The sequence below is a fragment of the Tateyamaria sp. genome (genome assembly GCF_059783535.1).
Window position 1 is genome coordinate 17,591 of record NZ_JBYNDP010000006.1, and the last position, 19,357, is coordinate 36,947.

At 60.7% G+C, this 19,357-nt stretch carries 17 protein-coding genes; 8 read left to right on the plus strand and 9 right to left on the minus strand.

The features are described from left to right. Positions 1 to 110: 110 nt before the first annotated feature. The 5 genes from AC6RA8_RS02360 to AC6RA8_RS02380 are packed head-to-tail and all read right to left on the minus strand — an operon-like array spanning position 111 to position 4,824. On the minus strand, positions 111 to 968 hold the full coding sequence (locus tag AC6RA8_RS02360) for an amidohydrolase family protein (RefSeq protein ID WP_500350523.1): 858 nt from the start codon (positions 966 to 968) through the stop codon (positions 111 to 113). Then, complete coding sequence (locus AC6RA8_RS02365) at positions 961 to 2,553, minus strand: ATP-dependent DNA ligase (protein WP_500350524.1); 1,593 nt, start codon at positions 2,551 to 2,553, stop codon at positions 961 to 963. Before AC6RA8_RS02365 ends, AC6RA8_RS02360 begins: the two co-directional genes overlap by 8 nt. After that, positions 2,550 to 3,554, minus strand: coding sequence for a ligase-associated DNA damage response exonuclease (locus tag AC6RA8_RS02370; protein WP_500350525.1), 1,005 nt, complete (start codon positions 3,552 to 3,554; stop codon positions 2,550 to 2,552). Before AC6RA8_RS02370 ends, AC6RA8_RS02365 begins: the two co-directional genes overlap by 4 nt. A 38-nt stretch (positions 3,555 to 3,592) precedes the next feature. Further along, positions 3,593 to 4,534: an alpha/beta fold hydrolase gene (locus tag AC6RA8_RS02375; protein WP_500350526.1), complete on the minus strand. Its 942-nt coding sequence runs from the start codon at positions 4,532 to 4,534 to the stop codon at positions 3,593 to 3,595. Continuing rightward, positions 4,534 to 4,824, minus strand: a complete 291-nt coding sequence (locus AC6RA8_RS02380; protein WP_500350527.1) for an SCP2 sterol-binding domain-containing protein — start codon at positions 4,822 to 4,824, stop codon at positions 4,534 to 4,536. The genes AC6RA8_RS02375 and AC6RA8_RS02380 overlap by 1 nt, the downstream gene beginning before the upstream one ends. 86 nt (positions 4,825 to 4,910) lie before the next feature. On the opposite strand from AC6RA8_RS02380, the gene AC6RA8_RS02385 reads away from it, so the two are divergent. The 5 genes from AC6RA8_RS02385 to AC6RA8_RS02405 all read left to right on the plus strand — a co-directional run bounded on the left by AC6RA8_RS02385 (position 4,911) and on the right by AC6RA8_RS02405 (position 9,871). Next, positions 4,911 to 5,456 carry a tetratricopeptide repeat protein gene (locus AC6RA8_RS02385; RefSeq protein ID WP_500350528.1) on the plus strand — a complete coding sequence of 182 codons (546 nt, stop codon included), beginning with the start codon at positions 4,911 to 4,913 and terminating at the stop codon, positions 5,454 to 5,456. Between the two features lie 21 nt (positions 5,457 to 5,477). Then, positions 5,478 to 8,294, plus strand: a complete 2,817-nt coding sequence (locus AC6RA8_RS02390) for a helicase-related protein (protein WP_500350529.1) — start codon at positions 5,478 to 5,480, stop codon at positions 8,292 to 8,294. After that, positions 8,295 to 8,681 (plus strand): RNA-binding S4 domain-containing protein, encoded by a 387-nt coding sequence (locus tag AC6RA8_RS02395; RefSeq protein WP_500350530.1) that lies wholly within the window; start codon positions 8,295 to 8,297, stop codon positions 8,679 to 8,681. A gap of 51 nt (positions 8,682 to 8,732) precedes the next feature. Next, complete coding sequence (fdxA, locus tag AC6RA8_RS02400) at positions 8,733 to 9,068, plus strand: ferredoxin FdxA (protein WP_500350531.1); 336 nt, start codon at positions 8,733 to 8,735, stop codon at positions 9,066 to 9,068. 290 nt (positions 9,069 to 9,358) lie between these two features. Further along, positions 9,359 to 9,871 (plus strand): CarD family transcriptional regulator, encoded by a 513-nt coding sequence (locus tag AC6RA8_RS02405; RefSeq protein ID WP_500350532.1) that lies wholly within the window; start codon positions 9,359 to 9,361, stop codon positions 9,869 to 9,871. Between the two features lie 63 nt (positions 9,872 to 9,934). Here AC6RA8_RS02405 and cobS read toward each other — a convergent pair whose 3' ends face one another. Beyond that, entirely contained in the window at positions 9,935 to 10,699 is a 765-nt protein-coding gene (cobS, locus tag AC6RA8_RS02410) for an adenosylcobinamide-GDP ribazoletransferase (RefSeq protein ID WP_500350533.1), read from the minus strand. A 71-nt stretch (positions 10,700 to 10,770) separates the two neighbouring features. On the opposite strand from cobS, the gene cobT reads away from it, so the two are divergent. Continuing rightward, on the plus strand, positions 10,771 to 11,778 hold the full coding sequence (cobT, locus tag AC6RA8_RS02415) for a nicotinate-nucleotide--dimethylbenzimidazole phosphoribosyltransferase (protein ID WP_500350534.1): 1,008 nt from the start codon (positions 10,771 to 10,773) through the stop codon (positions 11,776 to 11,778). Between the two features lie 59 nt (positions 11,779 to 11,837). Here the strand turns inward: cobT and AC6RA8_RS02420 are convergent, their stop codons facing one another. After that, entirely contained in the window at positions 11,838 to 13,718 is a 1,881-nt protein-coding gene (locus AC6RA8_RS02420) for a monovalent cation:proton antiporter-2 (CPA2) family protein (RefSeq protein ID WP_500350535.1), read from the minus strand. 189 nt (positions 13,719 to 13,907) lie between these two features. Next, entirely contained in the window at positions 13,908 to 14,363 is a 456-nt protein-coding gene (locus tag AC6RA8_RS02425) for an Lrp/AsnC family transcriptional regulator (RefSeq protein WP_189369757.1), read from the minus strand. 136 nt (positions 14,364 to 14,499) lie between these two features. Here AC6RA8_RS02425 and hppD point away from each other — a divergent pair, with 136 nt between their 5' ends. Then, complete coding sequence (gene hppD / locus AC6RA8_RS02430; protein WP_500350536.1) at positions 14,500 to 15,594, plus strand: 4-hydroxyphenylpyruvate dioxygenase; 1,095 nt, start codon at positions 14,500 to 14,502, stop codon at positions 15,592 to 15,594. 56 nt (positions 15,595 to 15,650) lie between these two features. On the opposite strand, the gene AC6RA8_RS02435 is transcribed toward hppD, so the two are convergent. Then, entirely contained in the window at positions 15,651 to 18,413 is a 2,763-nt protein-coding gene (locus AC6RA8_RS02435) for a hypothetical protein (protein WP_500350537.1), read from the minus strand. Positions 18,414 to 18,575: 162 nt separating this feature from the next. Here AC6RA8_RS02435 and AC6RA8_RS02440 point away from each other — a divergent pair, with 162 nt between their 5' ends. After that, positions 18,576 to 19,256: an SIMPL domain-containing protein gene (locus AC6RA8_RS02440; protein ID WP_500350538.1), complete on the plus strand. Its 681-nt coding sequence runs from the start codon at positions 18,576 to 18,578 to the stop codon at positions 19,254 to 19,256. The last annotated feature ends 101 nt before the right edge of the window (positions 19,257 to 19,357 follow it).

A 19,357-nucleotide genomic window follows, 5' to 3' on the forward strand; every position in this document is an offset into this window, starting at 1 on the left:
TGGGTTGGGGGGGGGGGGGGGGGGGGAATGGGGCGCCCGGATGTTTAGTGGGGCGCCCGGCTGGGGCTCTGCCCCAGACCCCGCGGTTTATCTTGCGAAATGAAGATGGATCAGGAGGCGAAGAGGCGGTTTGGTGTGCCGACGAAGATCCTTTGCCTTTCTTCTCCTGTGGTGATGCTACCGAGGCTGTCAGCGAGCGCAGCCGCATGCGGCATTTGTGCGCCGTTCAGCATGATGTGCGGCCAGTCGGAGCCCCATAGGCAAGCATCTGGATTGGCATCGATCAGGCGGCGCATAAGTGGCTGTGTTCCGGTGATGTCATCTGCCAGCCGATAGGGGGCTGAGAGTTTGACGTAGGCGTGCCCCTCTGACAGCAACGCGCACAGCGTGTCGATGGCCTCTGTGTTCGGGTCGAGCTGGGTGGGCCAGCCGCAATGGTCGATCACCAGCGGAACGGGCAGGGCGCGGATATCGTCGGCCAGTTCGTCGATATGTTTGTCGGCATGCAACAGCATCTGGATGTGAAGCCCATGATCGGCGAGCGCGGGGGCCATGGCCTTGGCCCCATCCCAGGTGAGCACGCCGCCATGAACGTAGTTGAGGCGCACAGCGACGATGTCTGCGTGGGCGAAGTGTTTGATGTCAGCGTCTGATGCACCGTCGGGGAGGAGGCCGACGCCTTTGAACCCTTTGCCCATCGCGCGGACGGCTTCGAGAGTGACAGTGTTGTCAGTGCCGTAGAGAATGGAGTGTACGATCAGGCCCCGCGTGCATCCTAGTGCTTGAAGATGGGCGCGGTAGCGGTCGATCCAGCTGTCGAAGTCAATGCCTTCGGGCGGGTTTTGTACGCGACCGTCCCATAGCGGATGTTGGGGCCCGCCCAATAGGTGGACATGAGCGTCCCAAGCGTCTGCGGGTAGTTTTGTTTGTGGTGAGGTCGGCGCGAAGGGAGGCGGGGCGCTATCCATAAGCCTTAAGCATCTCGTTCAGGTCGTCGAGGCTGTTGGCCTCTTGCACGGGTTTGTCGTGGCGCCACCGTGACATGCGAGGAAAGCGGAGCGCTACCCCCGATTTGTGCCGCGTGGAGGCTTGGATGCCTTCGAAGGCGATTTCGAACACGTGATGCGGCGTGACCTGCCGGACGGGGCCAAAGCGCTGCTGGGTGTTCTTTTTGACCCAAGCCGTAATCTTGCGAAACTCTTCGTCCGTCAGGCCGGAGTAAGCCTTGGTGAAGGGCACGAGGTCGTTGCCGTTCCAGACGGCGAAGGTGAAGTCGGTGAACAGGTTGGCGCGCCGCCCATGTCCCGATTGGGCGTAGATCATCACCGCGTCGATGGTCAGTGGGTCGAGCTTCCATTTCCACCAATCACCCTTCTTGCGGCCAGTGAGATAGGGGCTGTCCATGCGTTTAAGCATCAGCCCTTCGGCTTGCGCATCCCGGGCGGTGGCACGGGTTTGGGCGAGAGAGGTCCAGCTTTCGAAGTCGACGGTGGGCGAGAGTTTGACAGGGGCATCGTCGGGCAGAGATTTGCAAAGGGTTTCCAGAGTGGCACGACGATCCCGGAGAGGCGTTTGCCGCAAGTCTTTGCCCTCCCATTCGAGCAGGTCATAGGCATAGAGGATCACGGGCGCTTCGGTCAGCAGCTTTTTGGGCACGGTTTTGCGCCCGATCCGTTTTTGCAGGGCGTTGAAGTTTTGTGGCGCGCCTTCACCCCAGGCGAGCAACTCACCATCGAGCACGGTGCCGTCAGGGATGAAATCGCGCGCGCGGGCCAGTTCGGGGAAGCGGTCGGTCATTAACTCTTCGCCGCGGGACCAGACGAAGTGTTCACCATCGCGCAGGATCAATTGGCCGCGGATGCCGTCCCACTTCCACTCCGCCTGCCAATCATTTGGTTCCCCGAGGTTTTCCGGCTCGTCCTCCAGCGCGTAAGCGAGGTAGAACGGGTATGGGCGCGAGGCGTTAGCGGCGGGATCATCTTCTAGGATCAGGTGTGACCATGTGGTGGTGGCCGGGTTCCAGTCGCCCATCAGGCGGTGGGCCATTTCGGCCTCATCCTTGCCGGTGGCGCGGGCCAGGGCGCGGGTCATCAGTTTTTGGCTGACGCCGATGCGGAAGCCGCCGGTAAGCAGTTTGTTGAACAGGAAGCGTTGGGTGGGGTCGAGCGATGCCCATGCGTCGAGGACGAATGCCTTGCGCTCGGGTTCTTCGACTTGAGAAAGATCACGCAATGCATTGATCCAATGGGTTAATCCGTAATCTGTTTCTGTGCGAGGCGGAGGCAGAACCAGCGCGATGGTTTCGGCCAGATCGCCGACGATTGGGTAGGCTTCTTCGAAGAGCCACAGGGGGATGCCCGCGACCTCGGCACCCCATTCGCGCAGGCGTGTGGTATTGACCGCCCGCTTGGGGCGACGGCCCGAGAAGATGGCGATGGTCCAGATACGGTCTTCTTCAGTGGCCTCTTGGAAATACTCCGCGAGGGCTGCGACCTTGACCGTTGTCTTTGTGGATTGGTCGATAGCGTTGAACAGCGCGGCGAAGCGTTTCATGCGGCTTCGTCCTCGGCATCCTCTCCTCCGAATTCGGTTTGCAGGACCTGCGCGTTCCAGCCTTGCTCATTCAGATAGCGTGTGAAGATTTCTGTATAACCATGCGTGACATAAATGTTTTCCGCACTCGTATCTGTGATGGCTGACAGGAGCCCGGACCAGTCGGCATGGTCTGAGATGACAAAGCCACGGTCACCTGCACGCCGTCGCCGGATGCCACGAAGTGCCATCCAACCGGAGGCGAACGCGTTTTCCTGTGGCCCGAACTCGCGGGCCCAAGCGGATCCAAGCGCCGACGGTGGGGCCAGAACGATTGCGCCTGTGTAATCCTTGGGGTTCAGGTCCGGGCTAGCTTGCACGGTATCGGGCAAAGCGATGCCTTGTCCGCGCATGACTGCATTGGTGTTCTCTATGGCGGTGTGTGTCAGGATCGGGCCGATGTCGGAGTTCAGGATGGACAAGAGGCGTTGCGCCTTGCCCAATGCATAGCAGCCGAGAAAGGCGGTTTTTCCCGCTGCCGCGCAGCCCGCCCACCAGTCGTTGATCTGCGCGGCGATCACGTCTTGATCCTGCCAGCGGAACACAGGCAGGCCAAAGGTGCTTTCAGTGATGAAGTGGTGGCATTTGACTGGCTCGAACGGGGTCGAGAGGCCATCATCCACTACCTTGTAGTCGCCCGAAGCGACCCAAACCTCGCCCGCAACTTCGACGCGGATTTGGGCCGATCCGGGCACGTGGCCGGCCGGGTGGAACGATACGGTTGCACCGCCGATCTGTAACCGCTCGCCGTAACTCACAGTGTCTATGGAGACGTCCCCAAGACGATGGCGCATGACGGGTGCGGCAATGTCGGTGGCCAGATACGATTCCATGCCCCAGCGCGCGTGGTCCGCGTGGCCATGTGTGATCAATGCCCGGTCGACCGGCTTCCATGGGTCGATGTAGAAGTCGCCTGCGGGGCAGTAGATGCCTGCAGGCGTAAAGGTCAGTGCGCCGCTCATGGCAGCGAACCTAGCATGTCTGGTGGGTCAGACCAGCCTCAGGCTGCGTCGGCGAAGCGGGCCGTCATGGTGTCAAAGATGCCGATGCGGGTCTTGGCACCTTCCATGAGCACCTCGTGCTCGCCGCCGTGGATCAAGTGCAGGTTGCCGTCTTCCCAGCTGTCCATCCGGTTGTGGATGCGCCCCACGTGGACAATGCGCTCATTGGTTCCAAGGAAAGTGTCGCAGGGCAGTTTCGGAGCCGCCATGCGCGACAGGGCCAGTGTTTCGTCGAGGGCCTCACGCAGCCAGACGAAACTAGGGCCGCCGAGGGCGAGGTCAGGATGCGCGCGCAGTTGATCGCGCATCATTTCGTACATCTCGAGGTCGGTGGTCAGCAGATTGTCTTCGAACGGGGCCGTGAGAACATAGGAGTCGATGATTGTTCCGGGCGGCAGGCGGTGGCCCTGTCCGATCGCGGGCATCATGCGGCCCAAGGCCCAGGCGACCGGGCGCAGATGGGCCGAGATGCGGATGCCCCACATTGGGCCAGTGAAGGCTGCGGCGCTAACAGGCAACCCTTCGTACAGGGAACGCAGGCCGATACAGCCGCCCATCGAGTGGCCGAGCAGGAAGAATGGTTCTGGTAGGCCCAGTTCGCGGGCCGCGGTGACTGTGGCAGTCACATCAAGTTGATAGTCGGAAAACGCAAGAACGTGGCCCATGCGCGCATCGTCCAACATTCGGTCTGCCAGCCCTTGGCCGCGCCAGTCAATCGCGATTGTAGCGAAGCCGTGCTTGGCGAGCTCACCTGCCGATGGCGCGTATTTCTCGATGTACTCGGTGCGGCCGGGAAACAGCAGAACCGTTCCCTTGGCCGCATCCGGCTGCCACACGCCCAACCGGATGCGCACCCCGTCCGCCGCGGTCGCCCAATAGGCGGCTCCGTCCAGCGGTGCAGGGTGCACATCGGTGAAAAGGGGGGCAGCCGTCGGGGTCATCAGGCCAGCACGGAGGCCAGTTTCATCGCCATACCCATGTCGCCATCGACCTTGAGCTTGCCGGTCATGAAGGCAGATGTCGGGTTCGTGTCGCCCTCGAGGATGGAGCGGAACGTGTCTGCGTCAGCCGACAGTGTCACGTCTGCGTCTTCGTCGGCTGCACGTGCGCCGTTTTCGTCCATGACAATGGCGCCTTCGCCTTCGATGTCGAATTTCGCGGTGCCGGTGAAATCTGCGCCAGCCAGCTTTTCGTTCAGCACGGCCACGGCCTCGGTCACTGTGTCACTCATCTTTGATGCCCTTTTCGGTCTGTGGACGGGTGCGGTCTCTGGAATTTGCGGCCCGGCCTGTTACATTCATCGTTATGGGCACTCACTTGCGTAAACTCTACCCTGTCGTCACGGCACTTTTACTGACAGTAGGGAATTCCTTACCCGCCGCCGCGCAATCATCGCTGGACGAGAAGTTGCAAGCGCTGCGCGATGCCGAGCCTGCTGAGGCCACGCGGCTTACGCGGGAGATTGAGCGGGAGTGGTCGCAATCGGGCTCGACCGCGCTCGATATGCTGCTGCGCCGAGGTCGTGATGCGCTTGAGAACGAGAAACCGGACATTGCCATCGAACATCTGACCGCGCTGATCGACCATGCCCCCGATTTTGCCGAGGGCTGGCATGCCCGCGCGACGGCTTTTTACATGAAGGACCTGTATGGCCCGGCCCTGAGCGATCTTGAAAAGGCCCTGACCCTGAACCCCGACAACTACAATGCTATCTTCGGTTTGGGCGTCATGTTTCAGGAGTTCGGAGACAACGTTAGGGCCGAACGGGCGTTTCAGCAGGTTCTCGACTTGCATCCGCATCATGAAAACGCCACCAAGGCGCTTGAGCAGTTGAAGGCCCAAGGCATCGGCCGCACACTCTGACGAGTTACCGGGGGACAGCCCATGTCGGGCGACGCGCGGGTGGTTGCCGTTCTCGGCCCCACCAACACAGGCAAGACCACTTATGCCATCGAACGGATGCTGGGCCATCGCACGGGTGTGATTGGGCTGCCGCTGCGTCTGTTGGCGCGCGAGGTCTATGACCGCATTGTTGCCTTGCGCGGCCCATCAGTCGTAGCGCTGGTCACGGGCGAAGAAAGGATTGTGCCACCGCGCACGCAGTACTGGGTTTGTACGGTCGAGGCGATGCCCGAAGGGATGGGCTGCGATTTCCTTGCCGTCGATGAAATCCAGCTTTGTGCCGATCCAGAACGCGGCCATGTCTTTACGGACCGGCTGCTCAGGGCGCGCGGCCTGCACGAAACGTTGTTTCTGGGATCTGACACCATGCGAGGGCCAATTGCGGCCCTTGTGCCTGAAGCGCAGTTCATGCGGCGCGAGCGGATGTCGCAGCTTGTGTATTCCGGTCAGAAAAAGATCAGCCGGATGCGGCCCCGGTCGGCCATCGTCGGGTTTTCGGTCGATAACGTCTATGCCATTGCCGAACTGATCCGCCGACAAAAGGGCGGGGCGGCTGTGGTCATGGGGGCACTGTCCCCTCGCACCCGCAACGCGCAGGTGGACATGTATCAGAATGGCGAGGTGGATTTCCTTGTCGCGACCGATGCCATCGGCATGGGGCTGAACCTTGATATTGACCACGTGGCCTTTTCCTCGCTCACCAAGTTCGATGGGCGGCGGATGCGTGCGCTTGCCCCCAACGAGTTGGCGCAGATTGCCGGTCGGGCCGGGCGCGGACAGAAAGACGGCACTTTTGGCGTGACCGGTGATGTCAGCCCGTTGGATGACGGTGTGGCGCAGGCGATCATGGATCACCGCTTTACCCCGCTCAGCAAGCTGCAATGGCGCAACCATGCCCTGCAATTTGGCACCATCGATGCGCTGGTGCGCAGCCTTGAGGCGCCCTCGGATCACGAGGTGCTGGTCAAGGCACGGGAAGCGGACGACTCGCAAGCGTTGAAATCGCTGGGCGAAAGTGCCGAGGTCACGGCCCGCTGTACGGACGCCCAATCGGTCCGCCTGCTTTGGGATGTGTGCCGCGTGCCGGATTTCAGGGGCATCAGCCATCAGGAACATTCCAGCCTGCTCGACGTGATTTTCCGCTATCTGCACGAGCGTGGCTCCATCCCGAATGACTGGATGGCGCGGCAAATTAAACGTATTGACCGGGCGGATGGCGACATTGACGCCATCAGCAAGCGATTGGCGTTTATCCGCACATGGACATATGTGGCGCAACGCAAGGGGTGGGTGGATGACGAAAGCCATTGGCGCGACGAGACGCGCCATGTAGAAGACCGCTTGTCAGATGCTCTTCACGAAAAACTGACACAAAGATTTGTAGATCGGCGCACGAGCGTGCTCTTGCGCCGACTAGGCCAGAAGGAGGCCATGGTGGCCGAAGTAAATGACGCAGGTGAAGTGACTGTCGAAGGCGAGTTCGTCGGCAAGTTGGACGGGTTCCGGTTCTCTCAGGACAAGGGGGCGGGCGCGGCCGAGGCAAAGACGATCAAGACCGCGGCGCTGCAGGCGCTGGCGCCACATTTCCACCTGCGGGCCGACCGGTTCTATAACGCACCGGACACCGAGCTGGATTTCACCGAACAGGGTGGCCTGATGTGGGGCAGCTCTGCCGTGGGCAAGCTGGTGGCGGGACAGGACCCGCTGAAACCCATGGTCGAGGTGTTCGTGGATGATGTCGCAGGCCCAGACGTTGCGCAAAAAGTACAGCGCCGTTTGCAGCACTTCATCGACCGCAAGGTCGCGGCTCTGTTCGAGCCGCTTCTGGCCATGCAGAAGGACGAGGCGCTGACCGGTCTGGCCAAAGGCTTTGCGTTCCAGATGATCGAGGGGTTGGGTGTGCTGCCGCGCGCCACGGTTGCTGACGATGTCAAAGCGCTGGACCAGGATGCACGCGGGCTGCTGCGCAAGCATGGCATCCGTTTTGGTCAGTTCACCATCTTCATGCCCTTGCTGCTGAAACCTGCACCCACGCGCCTGCGTCTGGTGCTGTGGTCACTGACAAATGGGCTGGCTGAATTCCCTGAAGCACCGCCGCCCGGGCTTGTGACCGTGCCTGCCATGGCTGACGGCCCGCAGGGCGTTGATACCATGTCGGGCTACCGCAACGCAGGCGAACGGGCGATCCGCATCGACATGCTGGAGCGTCTGGCAGACATGTTGCGCGCAGAGGACTCGCGCGGCGGGTTCGAAGCCAAGGCTGACATGTTGTCGATTACGGGCATGACTCTGGAACAGTTTGCGGGCCTGATGGACGGGCTTGGCTACAAGTCAGAGAAGGGGGAGCGGGAAAAGGTCAAGCCTTCTGACGCAGTTCCTGCACCCGAAGCCAAAACGGAAACGGAAGCATCTCCGACGGAAACGACGGCCGAGGGGGCCGCTGCGCCGGAAAAAACCGAAACTCCGCAATCTGAAAGCGCAGGGGCGGAAGAGGCCCCAGAAGCGAAGTCGGGAGACGCCCCGGCAACCGAGAGTACAGAGGAAGACACCGGTCCAGAGATGGAGGTGTTCTACACCTTCACGTGGGGACGCAACGCAGGGAATCGGCGCCCGCAACAGGGCGGTAAACCGCGTGGCAAAGGTGGTCCGAAGGGCGGCAAGCCCAAGGGCAAAGGCCCGCGTCGCGACGGTGGCAACAAGCCCCAGAACTTCTCGGCTCGACCGCCGAAGAAGGAAAAGGCGATTGATCCTGACAACCCCTTTGCTGCAGCCCTTATGGGGTTGAAGGACGACAAGTAAGTGGCTGATGAAGCGGACAAACTGCGGCTAGACAAGTGGCTGTGGTTTGCGCGCTTCTTCAAGACACGGTCGCTCGCGGCTACCCGTGTTGCCGCCGGTGATGTGCGTGTGAATGGCGACCGGATCACCAAGCGATCAACAACAATTGCGCCGGGGGATGTGCTGACCTTTTCACAAGGTCGTGTGGTCCGGGTGATCGAGGTCAAAGCCATCGGCACACGTCGGGGACCGGCTCCCGAAGCGCAGGCGCTTTATAACGATATGTCCCCACCTCCGCCGCCAAAAGAAACGCCCGTTCCGGAAAACCCAAGGTTCGAAGGAAAAGGCCGTCCAACCAAGAAAGACAGGCGGCAAGCTGATCTTTCCCGGTCGCGCCATCTTGAATGATGGCGCTCACTCCTTTAGCTAAGCTATGCCCGATGAGATGAGACACCCCTTATGACCTATATCGTCAACGACGCCTGCATTGCCTGCAAATACACCGACTGTGTCGAGGTATGTCCGGTCGATTGTTTCTATGAGGGTGAGAACATGTTGGTGATCCACCCCGATGAGTGCATCGACTGTGGCGTATGTGAACCCGAATGCCCCGCCGATGCGATCCGCCCCGACACGGAGCCGGATATGGAGAAGTGGGTCGAGTTCAACCGCAAGTATTCCGAGATGTGGCCGGTGATCATCACCAAGAAGGACCCGTTGCCCACCGCCGAAGAGATGGACGGCAAGGAGGGCAAGATGGAGCTCTTCTCAGAAAACGCGGGCGAAGGCGGATAAGCCAGCGAATCGCTTTTATCAGCGCAACGGATCAAAAAATCGAGACGTATGGGCTTGGAAAATAAGGGGCTTTTGAAAGTTTCCTTTAGGGCAGCTTTCGAATCCACCGTTTTTGTGTTATGGTCTTTGGACAACTGACAGACGGACGCTGCCTCGACCCGTTGCAATGCTTCGGGCCCGACCAAATATTTTGACCTGAACCGCAACAAGACGTGGCAGTGCATGCCCCGCCTGATGCGGTTTTGACTGTCAAAAAGGCTGGCCAACCCGGAGTCGCATGAGGATCAGGAATGACAAAATCTAAGAAACTCGACTTCCGCCCCAATGAATACGTCGTCTACCCCGCGCACGGCGTGGGTCAGATCACGTCCGTGGAAAAGCAGGAAGTGGCAGGTATTGAACTGGAATTGTTCGTCATCTCGTTCGAGAAGGACAAGATGACTTTGCGTGTCCCCACCAACAAGGCGACCGAGATCGGGATGCGTGCATTGTCGAGCCCCGACGTGATCAGTCAGGCCATGAAGACACTCAAGGGCAAGGCCAAGGTCAAGCGCGCCATGTGGTCCCGCCGGGCACAGGAATATGAGCAAAAGATCAACTCAGGCGATCTGATTGCCATCGCCGAGGTGGTGCGCGACCTACACCGCACCGACGACCAACGCGAGCAAAGCTATTCCGAGCGTCAGCTGTATGAAGCGGCGCTTGAGCGTCTGACCCGTGAAGTGGCCGCTGTCTCTGGTGGAGACGAGATTGCCGCCGCCAAGGAAGTGGGCGACGTGCTGAGCAGCCGTATCGCTGCTTAAAATCCGGTTAACAAAAAACGTAAGCCGCTGAAAACAAACGTGTCCCCGCGGGGACACGTTTTTTTATTGGGCCATTGTGGCCAGCGTCAACAGGACAGCGATCTCGGTCAAGATTTGGGTCGCGCCCAGAATGTCCCCGGTTTGCCCGCCGATCTTTGCGTTCGCCACCAGGCCGGCGATCAGGGTGACTGCACCCGCAACAATCGCTGCCAACAGCCCTGCGCCACCCGCCAACACTGTAGCCCCGACAACTCCGATCAAGACTGCAACCACGACGGTGCCCATGCCAGGCGCACCGACACTATGGGACAGACCTGTGTTGCGCGCGTGGGGCAGGGCCAGCATGAGCGGTGGCATCATTGCGCGGCTTAGCATCAGGGCGGCGATCAATCCGACCCATGACACCTCGGCCAGTCCCAGCCAGCGCAGGCCCATCACGACAATCAGCGCCAGCACGCCATAGGCTCCGATGCGGCTGTCCTTCATGATCTCAAGCCGTCGGTCCCGATCATGCCCGCCCCAAAGACCGTCGGCTGTGTCGGCCAGCCCGTCCTCGTGCATGGCACCGGTCAGCATGACCAGCGCACCAAGCGTCAAACCCGCGATGAAAGGTGCGGATAAACCAAGCGCATTGAGGGTGGCGGCGAACAGCGCCAGCAGACTGCCCAGCACCAATCCGACAACGGGGTAGGCCCAAACGGCCCGCGCGCCATGGGCAAAGACATGATCCGGTAGGGCAGGCATGGGAAGGCGCGTCAGCAATACCAGTGCGGCGGGCACGTCCCAGAGGCGTGCCGCAAGGGCAATGTCGGAATCATTCTGTGCCATGTCCGGTCCTGACTTGCGGGTGCGTTCCGATTGGGTAAAGAGCGTGGGACCAACAGGCAAGGACAAGACCCATGAGCTTTGAGAGTTTGGATGCGCTGCGCGCTCTATTGGCCAACATGCCCGGTCCGGATCAATCGGCATTGGCAGGCGCAGCAGAGCGGAATGGGCAATTGACCAAACCCCCCGGTGCTCTGGGCCGGCTTGAGGATCTTGCGCAATGGTATGCAGGCTGGCGGGGCGATGCGCGCCCGTCGATTGATGAGCCGCAGGTCATCGTCTTTGCGGGTAACCATGGGGTTGCAGCGCGGGGCGTTTCCGCCTTTCCGCCGGAAGTGACGGTGCAGATGGTTGCGAATTTCGAACATGGTGGTGCTGCCATCAACCAACTGGCCAAGGCGTTTGGTGCCCGTATGGATGTTGTGGCACTGGATCTGGATACACCGACGGCTGACTTCACCCAGGGCCCGGCCATGACTGAGGTCGAGGCTGTGGAAGCCCTGCATGCAGGCTGGGACGCTGTTGCCGAGGATGCGGACCTGTTGGTCGTGGGCGAGATGGGGATCGGCAACACGACCTCTGCCGCCGCCATCGCGGCCAAGCTGTTTGGCGGTGACGCTGGTGAGTGGACGGGGCGTGGCACCGGGGTTGAAGGCGATGCGCTGGCGTTCAAAACGCAAGTGGTTGCGGATGGGCTGGACCTGCATAGCGCGGCGACCGACGGGCTGGACGTGTTGATGCGTCTGGGCGGGCGTGAACTGGCCGGGATGGTCGGTGCCATCGCTCGGGCGCGGTCCTTACGCATCCCCGTAATCATGGATGGGTTCATCTGTACGGCTGCGGCTGCGTGCCTTGCAAAGACGCAAGAGGGCGCGTTGGATCATGTGGTGGCGGGGCATCAAAGCGCCGAGGCAGCGCATGGCCGGATGCTGGATGCATTGGGCAAGGCCCCACTGCTGTCGCTTGGATTACGTTTGGGCGAAGGATCAGGTGCAGCGCTTGCCATCGGCGTGCTCAAAGGAGCCATTGCCTGCCATTCCGGCATGGCAACCTTTGCCGAGGCGGGCGTGTCCGACGGCTGACGGGTGCTCTCTTTGCTGCGCAAATTCGCCCACCCGCCAACCCTTGGCATGTTCGTTAGTCAGGCCCGTTTGGGTTCTTCCTGGCGGGCTGACAGAGCAGCCTCAAGCGATTTTTCCAGCGACTTGGCGCGCTCGACATAGGCGTCATTCTTGGAAGCGGGTACGTTCGGGTCCCACACTTCGGCCAATTGCCGCACTGCGTCCCGGTCATGGGCATAGAACACGTGCTCGGCTTCGGCAGCTTCGTATTCTGTGAGGCCCAGGTTTTCGAGCGCGTAGCGCCCCGCGCGTAGGGAACTGTCGAACATCTCGCGCACGATGTCATCCGCGCCTGCCTGATAGAGCCGGTAAACATGCACGCGGTCATACGCCCGTGCGATAATGTGGATGTCGGGCCGTGTCTTACGGGCATAGGCGACCAGCCGCGTGGAGGCATCCTTGTCGTCCAGGGCAACCACCAGCACGCGCGCGGTGTCTAGCCCCGCGGCATGCAGGATGTCAGGGCGGCTGGGATCGCCCAGAAACCCTTTGAACCCGAAACGGCGCATCAGGGCGATGGTTTCCATGTCGTGGTCCAGAACAACCGTCTTAAACCCGGAACCTTGCAGCAGGCGGTTCACGATCTGGCCGAACCGGCCGATGCCCGCGATGATCACGGGGCCGTCTTCGTCAATCTCGTCGGCTTCGATTTCGACCCCGCGCTTCGCGATGCGACGCGATTGTAGCTCGTAGAGGATGAAGAGCAGGGGGGTGATCAGCATGGTCAGTGCAATGACCAGAAGGAGCGTTTCAGCTACGCTTTGCGGGATGACGCCCTGACCCACCGAGAACGCCACGAGGACAAAACCAAACTCACCTGCTTGGGCAAGGCCAAGGGTAAAGAGCCAGCGGTCGCGCCCCCGGATCTTGAACGACACGGCCAGCAGATAGAGCAGGAAGCCCTTGATCCCGATCACGAGGATCGCCATCGACAGGAGCGCGGGCCAATCGCGGAAGAGCAGATCAAAGTTTATGCCCGCGCCGACCGTGATGAAGAACAATCCCAGCAACAGGCCCTTGAAGGGTTCGAGGTCCGATTCAAGTTCATGCCGGAATTCCGAGCTGGCCAGCACCACGCCGGCGAGGAAGGCACCAAGCGCAGGGGACAGGCCTACAAGCATCATCAGAAAGCTGATCGAAACCACAATCAGAAGGGCGAGCGCTGTGTACATCTCGCGCAGGTGGGCCGCGTGGATGAACCGGAACACTGGCCGGGTCAGGAACACACCGGCGAGGATGACGGCAATGACCGCCGCGATTGTCACCAGCGTAACACCCCAGGCGGGTAGGCCCTCGACCAAGCTCATGGTTGCAGCGTGCCCATGGCCGCCATGGTCGTCGCCATGGGCACGGGTGATGGAGCCATCGCCGGTGATCTGTACCGGTAGGGTCACGACGAGCAGGGGCAGGAATGCGAGGATTGGGATGACCGCGATATCCTGCGTCAACAGGACAGAGAACACGGATCGGCCACCGCTGGTCTGCATAAGACCCTTTTCCGAAAGGGTCTGCAGGACGATAGCGGTTGAGGACAGCGACAAAGTCAGACCGATGGCAAGTGCTATACCCCACGGCTGGTTGTAGGCCATGGCAACGCCCATCAGTGCCAGTGCGGACAGAACGATTTGCAACCCTCCCAGACCCAGTAATTTGTGCCGCATGTCCCAAAGCGCCCTGGGTTCAAGTTCCAGACCGATGAGAAAGAGCATCATGACCACGCCGAATTCGGCGAAATGCTGCAAGTCCTCGGTTTCGGCGCCGACAAGGCCCAGAACGGGACCGATGGCAATACCGGCAGCCAAATAGCCCAGAACAGAGCCAAGCCCCAAGCGCGACGCCAGCGGCACGGCAATCACGGCAGCGGCGAGGTAGATCGAAGCTTGGTAGAGAAAACTTTCCATGTTGGACCCTGTACGTTTCGGTCTGTTCTCAAGATGCCTCGGTGTCGGCGAAATACAAGGCGAAGGAAACAACTTGGCCCGAATTGGCTGCGTGGAACAATGGGTGCGCGGTCCCAATGAGCGAAATCATTCTTATGCTGTATCGAGCGGTGTAGCGCGGCGCACTGCACAGGGTGGTTTTTGTTGGTCTCAGGTGGGTAGGGGGCCGTCGCGTTTCAGTTGGTCCATGACGATCTGGCTGTGCACCCGTGCGACGGCGGGATGGGGCAGAAGCACATCATGGATGAGGGTGTTCAGCGCTGTCAGGTCGGCACAGTAGACGCGCAGCAGGTAATCAGCCTCACCCGTCATGGTCCACGCGCTTGTCACCTCCGGCTGGGTGTTGATCAGGCGGGCGAAGCTGGCGGCGTGCTCTGGCCCATGCACGGACAACTGGACCTGTACGAATCCCTGAACGGTCAATCCCAGCCGCTTGGCATCCAGGCGGGCGACGTAGCTTTCGATGTAGCCCTCGGCCTCAAGCCGTTGGCGTCTGCGCCCCACTTGGCTGGCCGACAGGTGCAGCATGGCGCTGAGTTCCTGTGCTGTCAGATGTGCGTTTTTTTGCAGGGCGGCGAGCAGGCGGGTGTCGATGGAATCAAGCATCTGCGGGATTTCGTCCAATTTCCCTTACATGATGCGCTGAAAACGCGTGGATTGAAAGGTTTGCGCGAAACTATGCGCAGATACCGCGCGTTTATAGCCCCATATCTGCATTAAACCTGTTCAAGGAGGTATTCTTATGGGCCCGTTCCCGCATAACGCACCGAAATCGACCATCTCCGCTGACAACCCGGCCGGCACGGATGGGTTTGAATTTGTCGAGTTTGCACATCCTGAGCCGGAGGCGTTGCGCACGCTTTTCACCCGGATGGGATATGAGAAGGTCGCCAAGCACAAGGCGAAGGACATCGAGCTGTGGCAACAGGGCGATATCACTTATGTGCTGAACGCCGAAGCGGACAGCTTCGGGGCGCGTTTTGTTGACGAGCATGGACCCTGCGCGCCGTCGATGGGCTGGCGGGTCGTGGATGCGCAACACGCCTTCGAGCGTGCGGTGAAGCTCGGGGCCAAGCCCTATGAGGGCGATGGCAAGGTGCTGGATGTGCCAGCCATCTATGGCATCGGTGGTAGCCTGATTTATTTTGTCGACCAGTACTACGACACCTCACCCTATAACGACGAATACGAATGGTTGGCACAGTCCAAGCCGCGCGGCGTCGGGTTCTTCTATCTCGATCACCTGACGCACAATGTGCACAAGGGGAACATGGACACGTGGTTCCGGTTCTATGGGGACCTGTTCAACTTCAAGGAAATCCGGTTCTTTGACATCGAGGGCAAGTTCACAGGCCTGTTTTCCCGCGCGCTGACGTCCCCCTGTGGTCGTATCCGCATTCCGATCAACGAGGACCGGGGCGAGACAGGTCAGATCGTGGCATATCTGAAAAAGTACAAGGGCGAAGGTATCCAGCATATCGCGGTGGGGTCTGACGACATCTATGACAGCACGGATGCGATTGCCGAGAACGGTTTGAAGTTCATGCCGGGGCCGCCCGACACATACTATGATCTGTCCAAGGACCGGGTTGTTGACCACGAAGAACCGATTGATCGGATGAAAAAACATGGCATCCTGATCGATGGTGAAGGTGTGGTCGACGGGGGTGAGACCAGGATCCTGCTCCAGATCTTTTCAAAGACGGTCATTGGCCCGATCTTTTTCGAGTTCATCCAGCGCAAGGGCGATGACGGCTTTGGCGAGGGGAACTTCAAAGCGTTGTTCGAGAGCATCGAGCAGGAACAGATCAATACCGGTGAATTGGTGGCTGATTAACGCCACACGCCCATTTTCCCACAAAGCACACAGAGGGACACCGGACGGGTGTCCTGCTACCCTTTTGGCATTTTCAGGACGAGGTTGCGGTTGCCTTTCTGGTACCGCAATTCGCTGTCGCCGATGGCGGACACGCGCCCGCCGTCAAAGCGGTCACCAACTTTGACCTTCTGATAGCGGCCGTTTTTCAGCCGGACCAGCGCGCGGCGGTTGGACGGCGTGCCATAGACGCCGATCAGGTTAACGCGGCTGAGGTTGATTGCGTTGCGCACGGTTGCCTCGCGCGTGACCGAGGTTGACGACGGAATGGCCGGAGTGACCGTTCGGGGGGCAACGGCCGCAACGCGTTGCGGTGCGGTGGCGGTGCGGCTGGCACGGGCCACCACACGGTCGAAATTCCGGGGCCGCGTCTCGGGCCGGATGGACTGTGCCACAGCCAGTGCGCTGATGGGTTCGGTCACATCCTCTTCGGCAAGGTCGGTGGTGTCGACGTCCTGCACCGGTTCCGCTTCTTGCGGGGCGGCTGGGCGCAGGCGGGGCCGCAACAAGGCAAGTTCGGACCGCAACAGACCGCCCAGTGTCGCGCGTTCGTTTTGCTCAACCAGATCGTTTGGACGTTCACGGGGCCGGACCTGCGCCAGTGCAGCCGTGTTGGGCGTGCTGCTTGTCTCGGGAACGTCCTCTTGCTGCAGACGGGCAGCTGGTGGTTTGAGCGGGGGGGATCCCAGGAACACCGTGAACCCATCTGGGCTGAGTGCGCCGTCCTCGGTCGGGACAATGCGGCCACTTTCGTCCAGCGCAAAGTTGGTTCCGGGTGGCGGAGGTGACGTGATATCAGGCAGGGCCGCATCAGTCAGATAGGACCCCGTGCCCGGTACCGCGATCGCGTCCAGGGCCGGGCTGACAGGATCGATGCCGGTGACATAGAGGTCCTCCAACACGATCAAACCTGTCGGTGACGGGGGAATGTCCGGTGCTTTGGGCCAGATGCCTGTCACGGCATAGCGTGCTTCCAGGGCGGCTGTGTCGAGCTCTTCCTGAACGGTCGGATCGGGTTGTGGATCGCGCAGCGCATCCAGCACGGCAGCATCTTCGGCCGTCAGCCCGTCATCGCTGAGACCTTCGTTGAGCGAGGCGACAATCAACTCGTCACCGCTTTGCTCGGTCGGCTCCAGCTCAACGGTTGCGCCTACATCCTCGGCCAGAGACTGCCCTGCATCTGCTGGCAGGGTTGATGCAAGGGTACGCTCCCGTTTGGGGAAAAACTTGGCAAGTCCATCATCGAGGAAGACAGAGGCCCATGCTGCCACACCTGCGAGGAAGACAAGCAGGATGACGGTCAGGATCAGGCCCAGATAACGCGGTTTGCCTCCCACTTGCACATCTGACCGCGCGCCAAAGACCGTCATGCGCTGCGCTTCGGCATCCGTCGCTGCGGCAACCGCCGGGGCAGGCGATCCTGCACGCGCAGCCTGCGCGGGTGCCTGTTGGATCGAAGGAGGGGCGGGCGGTATCCGTTTGGGCTTTCGCCGCGACAGGAAGCCAGTTTTCTCTGCAGCCGCTTTCTTTGGCGCCGGTAGCGTTTCGGGCGGCAAGTCTTCAATAGGCGGTGCAGCGCGCAGGCTTTTGGAAGCTGCCTGTTTCGGATCAAGGGCAGGCGCCTTGTCCGCTGTCGTGCCGGCAACGTTCAGCCGAGCTGCTGGGCGTTTGGCGGAGGCATCGCGGGTGACACCACCCAATGGTGCGGCAGATGTGCCTTCGCCCGTTGCACGACGCCGTGTCGCGAAGCCCATAAGGGCGGAAGCCTCGTCCGGCGTTTCCTCCTCTGATGCCCGGGGTGTTGCCGCCTCTTCTTCGGTCTTGGCGACGATGTCCTCGGCTTGCAACGTAAGCTGTTCGCTCGCGTCCTTTTCTTCTGGCGCTTTTGGTTTGGCCGTTGGTTCCTTTGCTGTGACAGGCCCAGGGTCGGTCTGGTCAGGCTTGGCGGCAAGCGCTGCATTGATCGGCGTTGTCACTTCGTCTTTGGTCCCAACAACATCTTCCGGAAGTGGCGTTGCGCTTTTGGGAGCGACAGACTTCTCACCGCTATCAGGTGCGGCTTTCTTGTTAGGATCAGGTGTACTGTCCGCGTCGGGTTCGGGGGGGTCGACCTTTGCCGTCTCTACGGTTTCGGGCGCGCTATCGTCCGCTGTTGCATCTTGTTCGGAGACAGTTTTCTCTGGCTCTGGCTCTGGCTCTGGCTCTGGCTCTGGCTCTGGCTCTGGCTCTGGCTCGTGCGACACGATTACGACGCGAATGCCGTCGGGCTCGACCTCAGCACCGTCGGCCAACACGTTGTCGGCATGCGCCGTTTGCCCGAAGAACGGTTCGCCCAGAAACCCGTCCCCCTCGGGGGCCGCGACAAAGCTGACCGGGTGAAAGCGATGCTCGACGGCAAACGCTTCGGCCTCGGACAGGGTTTCGTGTGCAACGGCAGCGATGTGCGTTTTGTCCCCATCGACCGAGATGTCGAAGGCAAGCGCATCCACCGCGTAGGGGGTGGCACCATCAAGCGCATCTTTGGCCGCTTCGCGCCGCGCTTCGAGGTCAATGTCTCCGGTATCGATGGTCAGATACTTGATCTGGTTGTCCGGAATAATCAGCTTTGTACGGAGCCGTTTGTTCTTGACCTCGTTGGCTTGCTTGCGCAGCGCCTTGAGGCTTCCGGTCAGATCGTCGGTGCCGACATCCACGGCACCCACTTCACGCCACCCTCCTGCCGCGCGGTGCAGCAGTCGGATCCCGTCAAAGGACAAGGATAACGCAAATTCAGGCTTCATAATTTGCCCATAACAACTGTGCGTTCCGAACGGAACACTGGGGGTGGTTGCGCGAAGAATAAAGCAGGTCTTTGCCCATGCAAAGAAAAAGCCACATGACCGGCTTGCGCATGCGCCACCCACGCGGGAAATGTCGGACCAATATAGAGATTGGAGATTGCTATGAAACTGTCTTTGGTAAGTGCTGCGGTCTGGATGATGGTGGCAGGCGCGGTTGCCGCGCAGGATGACGGCCCTGTGTTGTCCGTATCGGGTGAAGGTCAGGTGGCCGTTACCCCCGACATGGCCGTGATTTCACTGGGTGTCGTGCATGTTGACGAAACAGCCGGCGATGCGATCGCCAAGGTCAGCGCCGATGCGACGGCCCTGATTGCAGTGTTGTCGGAACAGGGGATTGAGGCACGGGACATTCAGACCTCGCAGTTGAACGTCAACCCTGTTTGGAGCGGCTTTGACTCGACCGACCGCCAGATCACCGGCTTTGAAGCACGCAATGCGGTGACCGTGCGCGTGCGGGATCTGGAGGGTTTGGGCGGTGTGCTGGATCAGGTGCTCGAAGTTGGGGCCAACACGTTCAATGGATTGAAGTTCCAGTTGCAGGACCCGAGTGAGGCCGAGGCCGAAGCGCGGGCCGCAGCCGTCAGGGATGCCATGGAGAAGGCGGCGCAACTGAGTGCTGCAGCCGGTGTCGGCCTTGGTCCCGTATTGAGCCTGAGCGAAGGAGGGCTAAACGCACCACGGCCCGAGATGTTTGCCGCAGCCAGGTCTGCTGACGTACCGATTGCGGCAGGGGAGTTGGTCGTGACGTCGCGTGTGTCGATGAGCTTCTCGCTCGAGCCGTGATCCAAAGGCCGCGCTGCGCGACGACATTTTTTGAGGGGGCTCTGCCCCCTGCGTGTGGCCGCATCCAAGGGGAAAACGAGGAAGGGGCGCAGCCAGAAAGC

Coding starts and splice junctions, on each gene's coding strand:
- AC6RA8_RS02360 (WP_500350523.1), bottom strand. CDS start 968: ATGGATAGCGCCCCGCCTCCCTTCGCGCCGACCTCACCACAAACAAAA.
- AC6RA8_RS02365 (WP_500350524.1), bottom strand. CDS start 2,553: ATGAAACGCTTCGCCGCGCTGTTCAACGCTATCGACCAATCCACAAAG.
- AC6RA8_RS02370 (WP_500350525.1), bottom strand. CDS start 3,554: ATGAGCGGCGCACTGACCTTTACGCCTGCAGGCATCTACTGCCCCGCA.
- AC6RA8_RS02375 (WP_500350526.1), bottom strand. CDS start 4,534: ATGACCCCGACGGCTGCCCCCCTTTTCACCGATGTGCACCCTGCACCG.
- AC6RA8_RS02380 (WP_500350527.1), bottom strand. CDS start 4,824: ATGAGTGACACAGTGACCGAGGCCGTGGCCGTGCTGAACGAAAAGCTG.
- AC6RA8_RS02390 (WP_500350529.1), top strand. CDS start 5,478: ATGTCGGGCGACGCGCGGGTGGTTGCCGTTCTCGGCCCCACCAACACA.
- fdxA (WP_500350531.1), top strand. CDS start 8,733: ATGACCTATATCGTCAACGACGCCTGCATTGCCTGCAAATACACCGAC.
- AC6RA8_RS02405 (WP_500350532.1), top strand. CDS start 9,359: ATGACAAAATCTAAGAAACTCGACTTCCGCCCCAATGAATACGTCGTC.
- cobS (WP_500350533.1), bottom strand. CDS start 10,699: ATGGCACAGAATGATTCCGACATTGCCCTTGCGGCACGCCTCTGGGAC.
- cobT (WP_500350534.1), top strand. CDS start 10,771: ATGAGCTTTGAGAGTTTGGATGCGCTGCGCGCTCTATTGGCCAACATG.
- AC6RA8_RS02420 (WP_500350535.1), bottom strand. CDS start 13,718: ATGGAAAGTTTTCTCTACCAAGCTTCGATCTACCTCGCCGCTGCCGTG.
- AC6RA8_RS02425 (WP_189369757.1), bottom strand. CDS start 14,363: ATGCTTGATTCCATCGACACCCGCCTGCTCGCCGCCCTGCAAAAAAAC.
- hppD (WP_500350536.1), top strand. CDS start 14,500: ATGGGCCCGTTCCCGCATAACGCACCGAAATCGACCATCTCCGCTGAC.
- AC6RA8_RS02435 (WP_500350537.1), bottom strand. CDS start 18,413: ATGAAGCCTGAATTTGCGTTATCCTTGTCCTTTGACGGGATCCGACTG.
- AC6RA8_RS02440 (WP_500350538.1), top strand. CDS start 18,576: ATGAAACTGTCTTTGGTAAGTGCTGCGGTCTGGATGATGGTGGCAGGC.